The organism is Cupriavidus basilensis OR16, from assembly GCF_000243095.1.
Taxonomy (GTDB): Bacteria; Pseudomonadota; Gammaproteobacteria; order Burkholderiales; family Burkholderiaceae; genus Cupriavidus; species Cupriavidus basilensis_D.
In genome coordinates this window covers 42502-59457 of record NZ_AHJE01000044.1, presented here as the reverse complement: position 1 = coordinate 59457, position 16956 = coordinate 42502, and the positions used below count along the sequence as shown (strand labels likewise).

Annotated in this window: 17 protein-coding genes; 6 read left to right on the top strand and 11 right to left on the bottom strand. The window is 68.5% G+C overall.

The features are described from left to right. Window positions 1-4 precede the first annotated feature (4 nt). On the bottom strand, window positions 5-241 hold the full coding sequence (locus OR16_RS16570; RefSeq protein ID WP_006159095.1) for a hypothetical protein: 237 nt from the start codon (window positions 239-241) through the stop codon (window positions 5-7). Window positions 242-311: 70 nt separating this feature from the next. Next, window positions 312-701, bottom strand: a complete 390-nt coding sequence (locus tag OR16_RS16565) for a DUF5329 domain-containing protein (protein ID WP_043420058.1) — start codon at window positions 699-701, stop codon at window positions 312-314. A 284-nt stretch (window positions 702-985) separates the two neighbouring features. Here OR16_RS16565 and OR16_RS16560 point away from each other — a divergent pair, with 284 nt between their 5' ends. After that, window positions 986-1933: a 2-hydroxyacid dehydrogenase gene (locus tag OR16_RS16560; RefSeq protein ID WP_006159093.1), complete on the top strand. Its 948-nt coding sequence runs from the start codon at window positions 986-988 to the stop codon at window positions 1931-1933. 20 nt (window positions 1934-1953) lie between these two features. Here OR16_RS16560 and OR16_RS16555 read toward each other — a convergent pair whose 3' ends face one another. The 6 genes from OR16_RS16555 to OR16_RS16530 all read right to left on the bottom strand — a co-directional run bounded on the left by OR16_RS16555 (window position 1954) and on the right by OR16_RS16530 (window position 8294). After that, on the bottom strand, window positions 1954-3327 hold the full coding sequence (locus tag OR16_RS16555; RefSeq protein WP_006159092.1) for a sensor histidine kinase: 1374 nt from the start codon (window positions 3325-3327) through the stop codon (window positions 1954-1956). Beyond that, complete coding sequence (locus tag OR16_RS16550; RefSeq protein WP_043420012.1) at window positions 3327-4025, bottom strand: response regulator transcription factor; 699 nt, start codon at window positions 4023-4025, stop codon at window positions 3327-3329. The genes OR16_RS16555 and OR16_RS16550 overlap by 1 nt, the downstream gene beginning before the upstream one ends. Before the next feature lie 13 nt (window positions 4026-4038). Then, a complete protein-coding gene (glk, locus tag OR16_RS16545) occupies window positions 4039-5070 on the bottom strand; it encodes a glucokinase (RefSeq protein WP_006159090.1) in 1032 nt (343 codons plus the stop codon). A 4-nt stretch (window positions 5071-5074) separates the two neighbouring features. Continuing rightward, window positions 5075-5755 (bottom strand): 6-phosphogluconolactonase, encoded by a 681-nt coding sequence (gene pgl / locus OR16_RS16540; protein ID WP_006159089.1) that lies wholly within the window; start codon window positions 5753-5755, stop codon window positions 5075-5077. A gap of 74 nt (window positions 5756-5829) precedes the next feature. Continuing rightward, the gene (gene zwf, locus OR16_RS16535; RefSeq protein WP_043420010.1) at window positions 5830-7278 is read right to left on the bottom strand and encodes a glucose-6-phosphate dehydrogenase; all 1449 of its coding nucleotides are present in this window, start codon (window positions 7276-7278) and stop codon (window positions 5830-5832) included. A 215-nt stretch (window positions 7279-7493) separates the two neighbouring features. Beyond that, on the bottom strand, window positions 7494-8294 hold the full coding sequence (locus OR16_RS16530) for a PaaX family transcriptional regulator C-terminal domain-containing protein (RefSeq protein WP_006159087.1): 801 nt from the start codon (window positions 8292-8294) through the stop codon (window positions 7494-7496). A 210-nt stretch (window positions 8295-8504) separates the two neighbouring features. Here OR16_RS16530 and OR16_RS16525 point away from each other — a divergent pair, with 210 nt between their 5' ends. Then, on the top strand, window positions 8505-9296 hold the full coding sequence (locus OR16_RS16525) for a crotonase/enoyl-CoA hydratase family protein (RefSeq protein ID WP_006159086.1): 792 nt from the start codon (window positions 8505-8507) through the stop codon (window positions 9294-9296). Between the two features lie 111 nt (window positions 9297-9407). Then, window positions 9408-10967 (top strand): class I adenylate-forming enzyme family protein, encoded by a 1560-nt coding sequence (locus OR16_RS16520; RefSeq protein WP_006159085.1) that lies wholly within the window; start codon window positions 9408-9410, stop codon window positions 10965-10967. Window positions 10968-11095: 128 nt separating this feature from the next. Here OR16_RS16520 and OR16_RS16515 read toward each other — a convergent pair whose 3' ends face one another. Further along, the gene (locus tag OR16_RS16515; protein WP_006159084.1) at window positions 11096-11947 is read right to left on the bottom strand and encodes an inositol monophosphatase family protein; all 852 of its coding nucleotides are present in this window, start codon (window positions 11945-11947) and stop codon (window positions 11096-11098) included. A gap of 101 nt (window positions 11948-12048) precedes the next feature. Between OR16_RS16515 and OR16_RS16510 the strand changes: the two genes are divergently transcribed. Next, window positions 12049-12786: a helix-turn-helix domain-containing protein gene (locus OR16_RS16510; RefSeq protein ID WP_006159083.1), complete on the top strand. Its 738-nt coding sequence runs from the start codon at window positions 12049-12051 to the stop codon at window positions 12784-12786. A gap of 112 nt (window positions 12787-12898) precedes the next feature. Here the strand turns inward: OR16_RS16510 and OR16_RS44095 are convergent, their stop codons facing one another. After that, on the bottom strand, window positions 12899-13318 hold the full coding sequence (locus OR16_RS44095; RefSeq protein WP_158001363.1) for a hypothetical protein: 420 nt from the start codon (window positions 13316-13318) through the stop codon (window positions 12899-12901). On the opposite strand from OR16_RS44095, the gene OR16_RS16500 reads away from it, so the two are divergent. Beyond that, window positions 13317-14021, top strand: coding sequence for a glutathione binding-like protein (locus OR16_RS16500; protein WP_006159081.1), 705 nt, complete (start codon window positions 13317-13319; stop codon window positions 14019-14021). The two genes, OR16_RS44095 and OR16_RS16500, sit on opposite strands and share 2 nt — an antisense overlap. Before the next feature lie 25 nt (window positions 14022-14046). Then, the gene (locus OR16_RS16495) at window positions 14047-14343 is read left to right on the top strand and encodes a cupin domain-containing protein (RefSeq protein WP_006159080.1); all 297 of its coding nucleotides are present in this window, start codon (window positions 14047-14049) and stop codon (window positions 14341-14343) included. Window positions 14344-14426: 83 nt separating this feature from the next. On the opposite strand, the gene fusA is transcribed toward OR16_RS16495, so the two are convergent. Continuing rightward, window positions 14427-16484 carry an elongation factor G gene (gene fusA, locus OR16_RS16490; protein ID WP_043420008.1) on the bottom strand — a complete coding sequence of 686 codons (2058 nt, stop codon included), beginning with the start codon at window positions 16482-16484 and terminating at the stop codon, window positions 14427-14429. Between the last annotated feature and the right edge of the window lie 472 nt (window positions 16485-16956).

The following is a 16956-nucleotide window of genomic DNA, read 5'->3' as shown; positions in this document are numbered from 1 at the left end:
GCGCTCAGCGCTGGCCCATCTCGCACACGGCGCAGACCGTAACGGCCGCACCGCAGGTGAAGACCAGCATCACCAGCACCATCAGGGCATCGATAAAGCGCATGCTGGCGGGCGCCGTCACGCTCACCGGCAGCCAGCAGATCCAGGCGATCCAGCCCAGCGCCGCGCGTGCGCTGCAGACCGCCAGGGTTGCGCATGGGTGGCCGCCTGACAGTGTGCACGGGCCAGCCTGCGTTGCCAAAAAACAAAAGCGTACCCGTTTCTGCGTGCCGTCAAACCCACCTGCAAGAAGGCGAGGAAGCGCGCCGCGCCTACTTGCCGGCGCCCTTCTGCCGATAGCGCGCCAGCTCGGCGCCTAGCCACGGCGCGCTCTGCTCCGGCTGGGCCTGGCCGCACTTGACCAGGTAAGGCTTGCCGCTGACGCTGCTCTTGCTCGCGCCGAGTTCGATAAAGCTCTCGCTGGTGCCGATGGCACCCTTGTCGGCAAGGTAGTCGTACTTCTTTTTCAGGTGGGCAGCCGCATCTGGCGCGGAATACCAGCTGCCGTTGCGGTTGAACTGGCAATTCGACCCCGCCAGATAGGCAAAGAGATGGGTGACCTCGGCTTGCGTGGCGGCGGGCGGCGGCGCCGCTGCCGCGGGGGCCATGGGGATCGCCAACGCGGTGGCTAGCAGCAGGACGGACAGCAAGGCAGGTTTCATGTTCACGGAATCGATAAGTCGCATCCGCTGCATTAGAACGGTATTCCTGCTCCGCTTCAAGGCTTGGCGCGCGGACGCAAGCCACTGCCCGAACGGCAAAGCGTACCCGTTTCTGCGTAGCGATCCAACGCATGCACTCTTGGCAGGCGTTTGATAATCGACGGAGCCCGCCAGCAAGCCCGGCACGCCGCCGCTACAATGCTGCGGTGCAACTCGGGCCCCGTCCCGGGACCGCTCGCTCTCCTCCCAGCCGTCGCCGACAGCGCCAAGACAACCTGCCCATCATGAAGCCGCTCCTGCTCGTCCTCAGCCACGTCAGCGCCCAACATCTGTCCTGGATTGCCGAGCAATACGAGGTGCTTTACGCGCCTGACAGCGCGGGGCGTGCCGCGCAGGTCCGGCACGCCGGCGCACGCGTGCGCGCAGTGCTGACGATCGGCTCGGTCGGCCTCAGCGCCGCCGAGATCGACGCCATGCCCTTGCTCGAACTGGTGTGCGCGCTGGGCGCGGGGTACGAGAATATCGCCGTGGCCCATGCCCGCGCGCGCGGCATCATCGTGGCCAACGGCGCCGGCACCAACGACAGTTGCGTGGCGGACCACGCCATGGCGCTGCTACTGGCCACCGTGCGCGGCATCCCGCTGCTGGACCAGGCCACGCGCGCCGGCAAGTGGCGCACCGCGCTGCCGCTGCGGCCCAATCTGTCGGGCAAGCGCATGGGGATTCTCGGCTTGGGCACCATCGGCCGGCGCATCGCGCAGCGCGGCCTGGGGTTCGACCTGGAAGTCGGCTATCACAACCGCACGCCACGCGATGACGCACCGTACCGTTACTTCGACAGTCTCGGCGCGCTGGCCGAGTGGGCCGATTACCTGGTGATTGCCACGCCCGGCGGCGCGGGCACCCGCCACCTGGTCGACGCCAAGGTGCTGGCCCAGCTAGGCGCGGGCGGCTTCGTGGTCAATATCGCGCGCGGCAGCGTGCTCGACACCGCGGCGCTGGCGGATGCCCTGCGCGCCGGCAAGCTTGGCGGCGCCGGACTGGATGTGTACGAGACCGAGCCCGAGCCGCCCGCCGAGCTGTTCGACTGCCCCAATGTGGTCCTGACCCCGCACATGGCAGCCTGGTCGCCGGAAGCCATCGACGCTTCGGTGCGGCAGTTCCAGGAAAACAGCCGCCTGCATTTTGCCGGCGAGCCAGTGCTTACGCCGGTAGTCACGCCGGCAGGCTGAGGCGCGGCGCCGCCGCGCGTTCACGCGGCGGGAAACGCCACCCGCACGCGCAGCCCGGGCGCCGCGTCCTCCAGCAAGACACGCGCGCCGTGCGATTGGGCGATCTCCGCCACGATGGCCAAGCCCAGCCCGCTGCCGCCGGTGGGGGCTTCCGGCACCCGGTAGAAACGGTCGAACACGCGCGCGCGCTCGGCCGCGGGAATCCCCGGGCCGTCGTCCTGCACGATCAGTTCCACGCTTTCCGTACCCGATTCTCTTCCGCCTGCCAGGGCCCGTCCCCGGCCAACCTGCACATCGACCTTGCCGCCGGCCGGCACATAGCGCAGCGCGTTGTCGACCAGGTTGGTCAACAGGATGCGCAGCGCATCCACGTCGCCACGCACCATGACGGGGCCGGTCCCGGCATCCAGCCCCAGGTCGATGTGGCGATCGAGCGCGGCCTGGGTCATCTCCGCCACCACGTTTTGCGCCAGCGCGCGCAGCTCCACCGGCTCATGCGGGGGTACCACCGCGCCGGGCTCCTGGCGCGCCAGCGTGAGCAGCTGGGCCACCATGTGCGTGAGCCGCTCCAGCCCCTGGCGCAGCTTGCCCACGGCCTCCTGCCGCTCGTCGGCCGTATCGGCGCGCTCCACCAGCTGTGCCTGCAACTGCAGCGCGGCCAGCGGCGTGCGCAGCGCGTGCGCGGCGTCAGCCACGAAGGCGCGCTGGGTATCGATGGCGTGCGACAACCGCGCCAGCAGCTGGTTGAGCGCCTCGGTCAACGGCGCGATCTCGTCCGGCATGCGGCTGAGCGCCAGCGGAGCCAGCGCATTGGCGTCACGCTGGCGCACCCCGGCGGCAATCTCGCGCAAGGGCCGCAGGCCGCGTCCCACGGCCACCCACACCAGCCAGCCGATCAGCGGCAGCAACAACAACAAGGGCGCCACGGTACGCAGCGCCATGCGCGCGGCCACCTCGCTGCGCGCCGACATGGGCTGGGCAATCTGCACCACGCCGAGCCCGAGCTGCACGCTGTAGATCCGCCATTCGCCCTGCGCGGTCTTGACATTGGAGAATCCCAGCTCGGCGCGCGGCGGCAACGCGGGGTGCGCGTGCGACAGATACAGGCTGCGGCCCGAACCGTCCCAGATGTGGATCACCACGTCTTCGTCGGCATGGAACAGGCTGTCGCTAGGCGAGCCCGGCGCCCCGGGCGATTGCTGCGGCACGAACGGCGGCATCACCGGATCGGCAAACTGGCTGGGCAGCGCGGCGGCCACCTGCTTCATCTGGTAGTCGAACAGTGCGTTGGCTTCCTGCCGGGCCTGCCCGTAGATCAACGCGGTGGCAATGGCGATGCCAGCCAGCAGGCCCAGGGCGAGCCACCACAGCAGGGTTCTCTGGATGGATCGCATCAGCCCGCGCTCCCGGCTTCGAGCTTGGGCACCACATAGCCCACGCCGCGGATATTGCGGATCAGCGCCGCGCCGAATTTCTTGCGCAGCGCGTGGATGTAGACCTCCACCGTGTTGCTGCCGACTTCATCGCCCCAGCCGTACAAGCGCTCCTCCAGCTGCGCCACCGACCACACCTTGCCGGGCCGCGCCAGGAGCGCCGAGAGCAAGCCGAATTCGCGCGCCGACAGGCGCACCGGCTCGCCGTCAAGGGTGGCCTCGCGGGTCACGGGATTGATCACGATGCCGCCGTAGCGCAACAGCGGCTCCGCCCGGCCTTCGGCGCGGCGCACCAGGGCGTGCATGCGCGCGGCCAGTTCCTGCAGGTCGAAGGGCTTGACGAGGTAATCGTCGGCGCCGGTGTTCAGCCCCGCCACGCGATCGGCCACGGCATCGCGCGCGGTCAGGATCAGCACCGGCGTATTCACGCCGCGCGCGCGCAGCGCGGCCAGTACCTCCAGCCCGGAGCGGCGCGGCAGGCCCAGGTCGAGCAGGATCAGCGCGTAGCAAGCCTCGCCATCCGGGCCGCCCGACTGGGTGGCCGCGGCAAGGCCGGCCTCGCCGTCCTGCACCCAGTCCACCGCGAAGCCTTCCTGGCGCAGCGCCAGCCTCACGCTATCGCCGATCATGGCGTCGTCTTCCACCAGCAACACTCGCATCGTCAGGTCCGGATCAGGCAGGTTTAGGTTGGTTGGCCGGATTGGCCCGGCCGGCGCCATCGCCATCGACGCCATGCGTGATCGCTTCCTCCAGCGCCTGCGCCAGTCCGGGCAGCGCCGGGTACGCCGCGTTGATCACGTAGACCGGCAGGCTTTCCAGGTACGCGCTCAGCCGCCCCTTGGCGGTAAAGCGCGCGTTGAATGCGGAGTCGCGCAGCGCGGGCACGAAGCGCGGCACGATGCCACCACCCAGGTAGACGCCGCCACGCGCGCCCAGTACCAGCGCAATGTCGGCCGCCACGGAACCCAGCAAGCCGCAAAACACGGCAAGCGCGCGCTGGCAGAGCGGGTCGTGCCGCTGGATCGCGCCCTCGGTGACCTCGGCCGGCTGGAGCTGGCGCACCAGGGGCGTACCCGTTTCTGCGTGCAGCGCGGCATGCGTCAACGACAGCCCCATGCCCGACAAAAGACGCTCGGCGGAGACACGGCCGAAGGCCTGGCGGGCCGCGCGCCACGCGGTCCACTCGTCCTCGGTTTCCGGCATCAGTTCGATATGGCCGCCCTCGCCCGCCAGCGCCACGGCTGGCCCGGAGCGCGCGGGCACCAGCCCGGACACGCCCAGGCCGGTACCCGGCCCGACCAGCGCGAGCGGCGCGCCGGCCACGGCCGTGCCCTGGCGCAGCGGCGTCAGGTCCTGCGCGCCGAGATGGGGCAAACCCAGTGCCAGCGCGGTGAAATCGTTGATGGCCAGCAGCAGGTCCAGGCCGAGCGAGCGCTGCACCTGCGCGATGGAAAACGCCCAGGCGTGATTGGTCAGCTTGACGCGGTCTCCGGTCACCGGGTTGGCCAGGCCGACGGCCGCGTGGCGCGGCCTGGCGCTGCCGGCCGGCAAGCCGCCGAGGTAATGCTGCATGGCGGCCTCCAGCGAGGGGAAGTCGGCCACCTTGAGCGCGGTCACCGGGCCGATGTGCTGGGGCGCGGTCTCCAGCGCGAAGCGCACGTTGGTGCCGCCGACATCGCCCAGCAGGCGCGGGAAATTTTGCATGGCGTCAGGCCGAGAAGACGTCGGTGCCGTGCCGGTGACGGCTCAGCACCAGGCTGATGGGCAACGCCGGGGTTGGCCCCTTGCACGCGCGCGCGAACACCGCCGTCTTGACCGGCCCCGCGAACGACAGGAAAACGCGCTCGGCCGCCAGCAGCGCCGCCAGGTTCAGCGTGACGCGCGCATGCGGCGCCTCGCGCGGATGCGCGACCAGGTAGCCCGGCTGCGGCTCGGCAAGCGCCTGCTGCAACTCGGGCGCCTCGGGAAACAGCGAGGCGGTGTGGCCATCCTCGCCCATGCCCAGCACGATCACGTCGGGCTGGCGCCAGGCCGCGTTGAGCCGCGCCACCGCGCGGGCCGGGTCGGCCGCTTCGGCGGCATCGGCCACCAGCGGCACGAAGGCGGCCTTGCCTGCCGCCTCGCGCAGCAGGTGGCGGCGCACCAGCGCGCCGTTGCTGTCGTCATGGTCCGGCGGCACCGCGCGCTCGTCGACCAGCGTGATGGTGACCGCGTCCCAGCGGATGGTGCGATGGCGCAGGCGCTCGAACATCGCCACCGGCGAGCGGCCGCCGGACACCGCCAGCACCGCCCAGCCGTTCACGCCAATGGCGACCTCCAGCGCGTGCGCTACCGAGATCGCCATCGCTTCGGCCAGGTCCGCCTCGGAGGTATGTTCGTAGCGTCGCATGGGCTGGGTCTCCTGTTCGAATGATGATCAATGGATAAATGGATCAATGGATCAATGGATCAATGGATGCTGGCCTACACCTCTTCGTGCCAGAGCGAGCCGTCGCGCGACATCAGCGCGGACGAGGAAGCCGGACCCCATGTGCCGGCGGTATACGCCTTGGGCGGCACGGTGCTGCCCGCCCATGTATCGATGATAGGCTCGACCCAGCGCCAGGCCTGTGCCTGCTCGTCGCGCCGCACGAACAATCCGAGGCGGCCGCGGATGACATCGAGCAGCAGGCGCTCGTAGGCACCCGCGCGGCGCACCTTGAAGGAGTTGGCGAAGTCCAGGTCGAGCGAGGTCCCCGTGAGCGCCACCGTGTCGCCGGGCTGCTTGACCAGGAAATACAGGCGGATGCTCTCCTCGGGCTGCAGCCGGATCACCAGCCGGTTCTGTGGCGACAAGGTCAGCGGGCGCGGGAAGATGGCATGCGGGACATCGCGGAAGTGGATGACAATCTCCGCCACGCGCGACTGCATGCGCTTGCCGGTGCGCAGGTAGAACGGCACGCCGGACCAGCGCCAGTTGGCGATCTCGGCCTTGATGGCGACAAAGGTCTCGGTATGGCTGTCGGGCGCGATGCCCTTCTCGTCCAGGTAGCCCACCACCGGCTTGCCGCCGACGGCGCCGGCGCGGTACTGGCCGCGCACGGTCTTCTCGGCCACGTCCTGCGGCGTGATGGGCTTGAGCGCCTTGAGAATCTTGATCTTCTCGTCGCGGATCGCGTCCTCGGACAGGCTGGTGGGCGGCTCCATCGCCACCATGCACAGCAGTTGCAGCAGGTGGTTCTGCACCATGTCGCGCAGCGCGCCGGTATCGTCGTAGAACTCGCCGCGCGTCTCCACGCCAAGCTCCTCGGCGATGGTGATCTGCACATCCTGCACCCATTCTCGGCGCCACAGCGGCTCGAACAGCGCGTTGCCGAAGCGGATCGCCATCAGGTTCTGCACCGACTCCTTGCCCAGATAGTGGTCAATCCGGTAGATCTGGTCTTCGGCGAAGTACCGCGCCACGGCCGAATTGATGGCGTCGGAGGAATGCAGGTCGTGCCCGAGCGGTTTCTCCAGGACGATGCGGACATTGGGATGATTGAGCCCCGTGCGCGCGAGCTGCTCGCAGATGGGGACAAAGATATGCGGCCCGGTGGCGAGATAGCACACCACCACCTCGGGCGAGCGCTGCAGCACCTTGGCCGCCAGCGCGTCGAAGTGTTCGGGCACGCGGGCGTCTGCCTGCACGTAGCTGATGCGCGCAAGGAAGGTGGCCCAGGCTTCGGGCGGGGCATGCTCGAGGCTCGGCCGCACGCTCCGCTCCAGCGAGCCGGCGTAGTCTTCGGTGGAGAGGGGATGGCTGCCGGTGGCAAGAATACGGGCGTTGGGATGCAGCAGGCCCGCGCAGTGCGCATCGAACAGCGCCGGCAGCAGCTTGCGCCGCGCCAGGTCCCCGGTGCCGCCGAACAACACCATGTCGAAATCGGGCATGCTCACCCTGTGCTCCTTGTCTTGGCCAACGTGGGTGCGGCGCAAGAGCCCGGCGGGGCCTGCGGGGTTCCGGGAACACCAGCGCGCGTCACTTTACTGAGTGCCGCGGTGCGCCGCATAAGTTCCGGCCAGTTTAGTTGAGTCGCTGCCGCTTGGCGAGGCATGGGACGCTTGCGCCGCCCGGTGCGGCGCCGGAGGTGTTCCGGCTTCGCGCGCTAGCCAACCAGCAGTTCCACCCACAGGCCGCGGGCCTGGAGCTGGTAGGCACGCGTGGCCTCGATCAGGGCGCGGCGCGGCGCGGGGTCCATGATGGCCTCTGGCAGCAGCGGATCGCGCACGATGGCGCGGATGATGGCACGGCCCACCAGCATGGTCTCGCGCGCGGCGGCGTCGGGCGCCATGCGCGCGAGCTTGGCCCGACTGCGCTCCAGCTGCGCCAGCGCGCGGCGGTAGGCCAATTGCAGCGCCGGCACGTCCCACAGCTGTGCCATGCGCGCTTGGGCATCGGCATCGAACTCGCGGCCGACAAAGAGCAGGCTGGCACCGGCCATGCCCAGCCGGGACAGCGCCGTGCGCATTGCGGCGGCGCCGCCGGCGAGATTGTCGGGGCGCACACATTGATGCCGGCCGCCAGTGTGCGAAAGCCGCACAGCGCCAGCGCGCGCGCATGATGCCGCCACGCGGTCTTCTCGGCTGCGCGCGACCGCGGCGTCCTGCACCACCAGCCAGTCGCCGGCCCAGTGTTCCAGCCGGCTTTCCTTTTCAAACCAGTGCTCGACCTCGTCGTAGACCGGATTGCCCTCCGGCAGCACCGCGTAGCAGCCGCGCTCCGTCTTGACGATGCGGCCCTGGCGCTGCAGGCGCGTCAGCGCCACACGCACGCTGGGCGTGCCGATGCCCATCACCTCGGCACCGCGCGCCAGCGCCTGCACCGGCAGGGTGCGCTCCGGGTGGCCGAAGAGCAGGTCCAGCACCAGGTCGGTGGCAGAGGGATCGCGGATCTCTATTTCATGCATGAGCAGCAGCGGGGGGCAATAAAGGCCGCAATAAGTGCAGTGCCGGCGGCGTGAACGGCGAAGGGTAAACCACAAATATTTCTTTCAGTGTCAAATATATATCATTTGATGAAATATTTGGGAGTTTGGAGAAACACTTGGCCAAGACCCCACCACCACCTCCTCCACCAGATAAACACGTTAGCAATCCCAGGCACCGAGGACGCGAGCATGGATAGTAAGCCCAACCCCTATGTCAGGACCGAAACCGACGGCGCGGTCTTCACCATCATTCTGGACCGCGCCGACAAGCGCAACGCCGTGGACGGCCCCATGGCGCTGGCGCTGCGCGCCGCCTTCGCGCATTTCGAATCCGACCCGGCGCTGAGCGTGGCGGTGCTGTGGGGCGCGGGCGGCCATTTTTGCGGCGGCGCCGACCTGTCGGCGGTGGGCGACCCCGCACGGCGCCACGAACTCGATCCGCAAGGCGGCGGCGCGGGGCCGATGGGCCCGAGCCGCATGGCCCTGTCCAAGCCGCTGATCGCGGCGGTCAGCGGCTATGCGGTGGCGGGCGGGCTGGAACTGGCGCTGCTGGCAGACCTGCGTGTGGCCGAGCGCGGCGCCGTCTTCGGCGTGTTCTGCCGGCGCTGGGGCGTGCCGCTGATCGACGGCGGCACCGTACGTCTGCCGCGGATTGTCGGCATGGGCCGCGCGCTCGACATGATCCTCACCGGCCGCGCCGTGCCCGCCGAGGAAGCGCTGGCCATGGGACTGGCCAACCGCCTGGTCGAGCCGGGCGAAGCCCGCGCCGCCGCCGAAGCGCTGGCGCACGAACTGGCGGCCTTTCCCCAGCGCTGCATGCTGACGGACCGTGCCTCCGCCTACGGGCAATGGGACCTGCCGCTGCCCGACGCCCTGCGCGCCGAAGGCGCCAATGGCGCGCCGATCGTCTTCGAGGAAGGCATCCGAGGGCGCCGCCCGTCTTGCGGCGGCGCCGGGCGGCACGGCAATTTCTCCGGCTGACACACACACCAATACACGCGCGAATCCGGGAAAAACGCAGCCCGGACAACCAAAGCGTACCCGTTTCTGCGTGAGCAAACCTGCGTACAAAAACAAAGAGGAGACAGCCAGATGGCCCCGACCACGCTTGAATTGATCCGCCGCGGCGCGGCCCAGCACGGCCCCCGCACCGCCATCGCCTTCGGCGGGCAAAGCCTGACGTTTGCCGAAGTCGACGCACTCAGCGCGCGCCTTGCCCACGCGCTGCAGGCGGCTGGCGCCGCCCCCGGCGAGCGCGTCGCGCTGCTGCTCAACAACGGCCTGCACAGCGTCCCGCTGGACTTCGCCTGCGTCAAGGCCGCGCTCAACCGCGTGCCGCTGAACGCGCGCCTGGCGCTGGCCGAGCACCAGCGCATGCTGCAAGACACCGGCTGCCGGATGCTGGTGTTCGGCCCCGATCTCGCCGAGCGCGCGCAAGCGCTGCACGAGGCGTTGCCGGAACTTGCCTGTCTTGGCCTGGGCACAAGCCTGGAAGGCGGCGCCGACCTGCTCGCGGCGGCACAGTCGCAGCCCGCCACCGATCCTCAGGTGCAGGTCGCCGAAGACGACGTCATCCTGACCTTGTTTACCTCCGGCACCACAGGCACGCTCAAGGCCGCCCGGCATACGCAAGCGTCCTACGCGGCGATCTGCCGCAACGTACTGCTCAACCTGCTGCCCGCCACGCCCGACGACGTGATGCTGCATGCCGCTTCGCTGATCCATGCCAGTGGCGTGTTCGTGCTGCCGTTCTGGCTGCGCGGCGGCAAGACCGTCATCCTCCCGGGCTTCGAGCCCGCGAGCTTCCTCGCTGCCATCGAGCGCGAACGCGTGACCGCCATCAACCTGGTGCCGACCATGCTGCAGATGCTGGTGAGCCTGCCGGCCATGGCTGCCTGCAAGGCCGACGCGCTGCGCTACGTCATCTACGGCGCCTCGCCCATGCCGCGCACGGTGATCGAGCGCGCCATGGCGATCTGGGGCCAGCACCGCTTCTGGCAGTACTATGGCCAGACCGAAGCGCCGCTGTGCCTCGCCGTCCTGCGCCCGGAGGACCATCACGGCGAACGGCTCGGCGCCTGCGGCCAGGTGGCACTGGAAGTGGAAATGCGCCTGCTGGACGAAGCCGGCCGCGACGTGCCGCCCGGCCAGCCCGGCGAAATCGCGATCCGCGCGCCGTTTGGCGTGGCCGGCTATCACAACGCCCCCGAACTCACCGCGCAGACCTTCCTGCCCGGCGGCTGGGTACGCACGCGTGACATCGGCGTATTCGACGCCGACGGCTTCCTGCACCTGAAGGACCGCACCTCCGACATGATCGTCAGCGGCGGCTACAACGTGTACCCCGGCGAAGTCGAGAACGCGCTGCTGACACACCCCGCGGTACACGAATGCGCCGTGATCGGCCTGCCCGACGAAAAGTGGGTGGAGGCCGTCACCGCCGTGGTCGTGTTGCACGCCGGGCAAGCGGCAAGCGATGCGCTGGCAGCGGAACTGGTCCAGCACGTCGCGGCGCAGTTTGCCGCATACAAGAAGCCGCGCCGCGTACTGTTCGCCAGCGAACTGCCCAAGACCGCCGTGGGCAAGATGAACCGGCGAGCGCTGCGCGAACGCTATCGCGATGCAGCGCAAGCTGGGCAGGCACCGCAATGAGGGCCACGCCCACGCGGTAGTAGTCATAGCGCGGCCGCCAGATCAGAGACGCCGGTGTAACCGTGTCTACCGCCCGAGGGGGCAGCAAAAACATCAGACACCCCCATCGGGCGGCAAGGCTCCCGGCTTCATGCGCACTCTCCCGACAGCGCCGCGCTCAGCACGCCATGCATGGCCGCCCCGGCCGCCACGATCCCCTGGCAACCCCAGGTCAGTGGCTTGCCATCGAGCGCCGTCACCGTGCCGCCCGCCTCCCTCACCAGCAGGACACCGGGCAACCAGTCGTAATAGTCCTGTCCGCACTCCCAGTAGCCGTCGAGCGCGCCGCGCGCCACCAGTGCCAGCAACAAGGACGTAGGCCCATGCACACGCTGGCCGAACACCTGCGGCAATATCCGGCCAAAGCGCTCAAGGAAATCCGCGGTGTCGCCGCGCACCTGCCCCGGCCAGTTCGGATGCGCCGTGGCAATCAACGCTGTTGTCAGCGCCGCGCGCGCGTTGGCCCGCAACGGCTGGCCATCGCAGTCGGCGCCCTGCCCTGCCACCGCGCGATAAGTGCGGCCGGTGGCCGGATCGTGCACCAGCGAGAGGACCGGATCGCCCCGCACCACCAGGCATAGTGCGATGGTCCAGCCCGGCAAGCCGCTCAGGTAGTGCAAGGCCCCGTCGATGGGATCGCAGACCCAGTAGGCGTCGGCAAATTCCGGCGCCTGTTGCGCGCCGCTCTCCAGCTCCTTGTCGGAGAACGGGATCTCCGGCCAGCGCTCCAGCAGGGCTTTTTTCAGCACCGAACCCACAGTGCCGCTGTGGTGATCGAACGCCACGCGCAACGCGTCGAAATCGGCCGGCGCGCTCAGCGGTTGCCCGGCACGCAGCCACCGGCCCTGCCCGGCGAGCAGGGCGGTCAGCCTATCGAGCACGCCGGGCACCGCTTGGCCAAGGCGTTCGGGGAGGGTTGGCGTTTTGACATCGGCGTTCATGATGGATCGCTCCTGGGGTGGTTGGTGCAGCCAGTCTAGGCACTTGCCGCAATGCGAACTAACGATAGAATGCCAACTTATGTTCGAAACGGGCCAAAGCGATGTCGCTACGGGAAATCCGCGAGCTCGCGCACGGCGCCTCGCGCGAGCAAGTGCCGCATCAGCATGCGCAGGGGCAGTTGTTTACGGTGAAATCCGGCGTGGTCGTGATCGAAGCCGGCGGCGGCCGCTGGCTGATGCCGACCGGCTGCATCGGCTGGGTGCCGCCGTACGAATCGCACGGCGCGAGCATTCACGGGGCCATGACCGGCATGAGCCTGTACTTCGACGAGGCCTGGAGCCGTGCCGCGATGCCTGCGGCGCTCAAGGTGGTGCGGTTGTCGCCGCTTCTGGCGGCCTTGCTCGACACGCTGGTGCAGGCCGGCCCGCCAGCCGGGCCGGTGCGCGAGCATTACCTCGCGGTGTTTGCCGATGACTTCACCCGCCAGCCAGCGCAAACGCTGTTCCTGCCCATGCCGCAGGAGCCGCGCCTGCTGCGCATGGCCACGGCCTTGCTGGCAAACCCCGACGACAACACCGGGCTGGATGGCTGGGCGGCGCGCATCGGCATGGCCCGCCGCACGCTGACGCGCCACTTCCAGGCCGACACCGGCTGGAGCCTGGCGCAATGGCGCCAGCAATTGCGCATGCTCGCGGCCATGGAGCGGCTGGTTGCCGGTGAGAGCGTCACCGCCGTGGCGCTCGGGCTGGGCTACACGAGCGTCAGCAGCTTTATCGCCTTGTTCCGGCGCTACACGGGCACCACGCCGCGCGCCTACCTGGCGATGGGCAAGGATTGAATGGCGCCGCGCGCAAACCTTGCGCAACGCACATGCAAGCAGCAACGCACCCTCTCTTGTATGCTACGGCTATTGCCGCCGACGATGCCTGACCCGCGCCATGAGCCACAAATCACGCAGCCTCCTGCAGTCCATCTTCAGCCACCCGCTGAGCAACAATATTCATTGGCGCGAAGTCGAGTCCCTGCTGCAGCAACTCGGGGCGAGCGTGGAACCGATCCAGGGCGCGCGTTTCCGGGTTGTGCTCAACCAGTACGAGTTTTACCTGCACCACCCGCATCACGGCAATGTGTGCGCCAAGCAGGAAATCAAGCACCTGCGCGATTGCCTCGTGGCCGCCGGCATCACGTCGCCGGACAACGGCGACAAGCCGAAGTGACCCTGCGCCTGCGCGAACAGGCGTCGCGCCGGCAATCTTTCGTCCTGCCCGCGCGATGATGATCAGCGGCACCGGGCCGTCACGGCTCGAGCCAATCGATTGTCCCCACCGCATCAGCCAAACCAGCCCACCCCAGCCAGAACGGATCTCCATGAGCAATCTTTCCGCGTTCCTCGTCACCAACAAATGGCCCGCCCTGCGTCCCGAGCGGATCCAGCTCTATTCGCTGCCCACGCCGAACGGCGTCAAGATCTCGATCATGCTGGAGGAGACCGGGCTGCCCTACGAGCCGCACCTGGTGCGCTTCGACGCCAATGACCAGTACACGCCGGAATTCCTGTCAATCAGCCCGAACAACAAGATTCCCGCGCTCCTGGATCCCAACGGCCCTGGCGACAAGCCCCTTGCCCTGTTCGAGTCCGGCGCGATCCTGATCTACCTGGCCGACAAGAGCGGCCAGTTCATCCCGCAGGATGCAGCCGGCCGCTACGAGACCATCCAGTGGCTCATGTTCCAGATGGGCGGCATCGGGCCGATGTTCGGGCAGGTTGGGTTCTTCAACAAGTTCGCGGGCAAGGAGTACGAGGACAAGCGCCCGCGCGACCGCTATGTCGCGGAGGCGAAGCGCCTGCTTGCGGTGCTGGATGGCCGCCTCGCGGACCGGACCTGGATCATGGGCGATGCCTACACCATCGCCGATATCGCCACCTTCCCCTGGGTGCGCAACCTGATCGGCTTCTACGAAGCCGGCGAGCTGGTTGGCATCAAGGATTTCCCCCACGTCACACGCGCGCTCGATGCCTTCCTTGCGCGTCCCGCGGTGGCCAGGGGGCTGGATATCCCCAAGCGCGGCTAAGCCCGCTGCACCTGGAGACACGCTTGTGCCGCTGATTCGGTTTGACGCCCTTGCCGCTGGTCTGCCGACCGCCTGGAAGTCCGTCGTCGTGGGGCAGGTCGGGCCTGCCCGCATCAAAGTCCTCAGGATGGATGAGCAGGCGTATGAAGCCGAGATGCACGACTACAACGAAGGCCTGTTTGTCGTGAGCGGACAGCTCATTTTGCAAACGGAGGACGAAACCGTCGTTGTCCGGCCGGGAGAGATGTACCTCGCCCTGGCCGGCATCGCGCATGCCGTGCTGCCGGGCAGCCACGGGACGCTGGTGATCGTCGACGTCTGAGCGGGCATCACCAGCCCCACGAGCCGGCGCTGAACAAAAAAGGGCGGACACCAAGCCGGTGCCCGCCCATTCAACGCCTGCCGTCAGTTGGGGACCTCAGCCACCGCCCGCGCTGGCGCCACCGCATAGTGATCGAATTGCATCGCAAAGCTTGCGCGCCCTGAGGTCAGCGCGCGCAAGCTGCCGATATAGCCGAACATGCCGGCCAACGGCACATGCGCTTCAACCACCACCGTATTGCCGCCGCCATCGCCGCCGCGCTGCGACTGCCCCCGCACCAGGCCCCGGCGCCGCTGCATGTCGCCGATCACGTCGCCCACATGATCCGCGGGCGTCACCACCTCCACGGCCATCACCGGCTCCAGCACCGCGGGCCGCGCATCGCGCGCGGCCTCGCGAAACGCCGCCGCCGCGGCGGCCTCGAAGGCCAGCGCCGAGGAATCGCGCTCGTGGTAGCTGCCGTCCAGCAAGGTGGCCTTGAAATCGACCACCGGGTAGCCCGCGAGCACGCCTTGCGCTGCCACGCGGCGGATGCCGGCTTCCACCGCCGGCACGAACTCGCGCGGTACCGCGCCGCCGGTGATGCGGCTCTCGAACTGCAGGCCCTCTCCGCGCGCCAGCGGCTCGAAACGCAGTTGCACTTCCGCGAACTGGCCCGGCCCGCCGCTTTGCTTGCGATGCAGATAGCGGGCATCGGCAGCGCGTGTCAGCGTTTCGCGATAAGCCACTTGCGGGCGGCCTACCGTCACCTCGACGTTGAACCGCGTGCGCAGTTTTTCCAGCGTGACCTCCAGTTGCAGTTCGCCCATGCCGGACAGCAGCGTCTGGCCGCTCTCCGGGTCCTGCCGCAGCCGCAGGCTCGGGTCTTCCTGCACCAGCACCTGCAAGCCGCGTGACAAGCCGGCTTGGTCCGCTTGCGATTTCGGCTCGATGGCCACGTCGATCACCGGTTCGGGCGACTCGATGCTCTCCAGCACCACGGGATGCGCCGGATCGGTCAGCGTATCGCCGGTGATGGTGGCCTTGAGGCCGACGATCGCCACGATATCGCCCGCCACGGCAACATCGCGCTCCTGCTTGCGGTCGGCGTGCATCTCGTACAGCCGGGCCACGCGTTCGCGCTTGCCGCTGCCGGCGTTGAGCACGGTGTCCCCGGCGGCAAGCCTGCCGCGATACAGGCGAACGAAGGTCAGCGTGCCATGCGAGTCGTGCACCACCTTGAAGGCAAGCGCCACCAGCGGCTGGTCCGCATCCGCGCTGACTTCGTGGCGCTCCACCTCGCCGGGCGCCGGCAAGTAGGCCGTGACCGCGTCTAGCAGCGGCTCCACGCCCTTGTTCTTGAAGGCCGATCCCGCCAGCACCGGCACCACGGCGCCAGAGATCGTCGCGCGCCGGATGGCCGCGCGCAACGCGTCCCCGGCCGGCACGCGGCCAGCGAGATAATCCTCGAGCAAGGCATCGTCATGCTCGGCCAGGGTTTCCAGCAAGCGTTCGCGCCATACGGCCGCCTGCTCCCCCTGCGCGGCCGGCACGGCCCGCGTCACGTATCCGGTCGTGCCCGCGCCGCCCTGCCATAGCAGGGCCTGCATGGTGACGAGATCGATCACGCCGGTGAAATCGCCTTCGCTGCCGATCGGCAACTGCAGTACGAGCGGCACCACGCCGAGGCGGTCCTCGATCATGCCGACCACGCGCAGGAAATCCGCGCCGGTGCGATCCAGCTTGTTGACGAAGGCGAGGCGCGGCACGCGATAGCGGTCCGCCAGGCGCCAGTTGGTCTCCGTCTGCGGCTCCACGCCAGCCACGCCGTCGAACACCACCACGGCGCCGTCGAGCACGCGCAGCGAGCGATTCACCTCGATGTTGAAATCGATGTGGCCCGGAGTATCGATCAGGTTGATCTGGTGCCCGCGCCAGAACACGGTGGTGGCCGCGCTGTTGATGGTGATGCCGCGCGCCTGCTCCTGTGGATCGAAATCCATGGTGGCGGCGCCGTCATGCACCTCGCCCAGCCGGTGGCTGGCACCGGTGTAGAACAGGATGCGTTCCGAGGTGGTGGTCTTGCCTGCGTCCACGTGGGCAATGATGCCGATGTTCCTGAGTTTCCTGCTTTCTTTCCTGCTTTCGTTTCTGCTTTCCATGATGGGCTGCCTGAATGCAAACACCCTGGCGGGTGCGTGCCTGCCAGGGTGTTGTGGTCCCTGGGAGGCGATCTGCGAGGCCTCCCGGACTGCACGTGCAGCCAGGAGGCTATGGGATCGCTTGCGAGGCGGCGCCGGCATGCCGCATGCGGCACGCAATGGTCTCGGTGACTACGCCAGACGACGCCGTTACCGCACCAAGGGACGAGCGCAAGCTCCCGTTCCCTTGGCCGGTTTGAATCGTGGCAATCAACTTGTCGTAGGTACGCATGGCGTGTCAGATGGTGGCGAAACAAAAAAAACCCCGGCGGGCCTGCGGGCCGTCCGGGGTTGGCGATGATCGGTTTCGTCGTTCCCGGAACTGGCCTTGCAGCCTTCCGGGCGGGACGCTCGGAAGACTAGGCGTGAATAGCCAGCAGCACGCGTTCACCGTAAGGTGCCGCGGCAAACGCTGCGATGGCGGGGCGTTGCG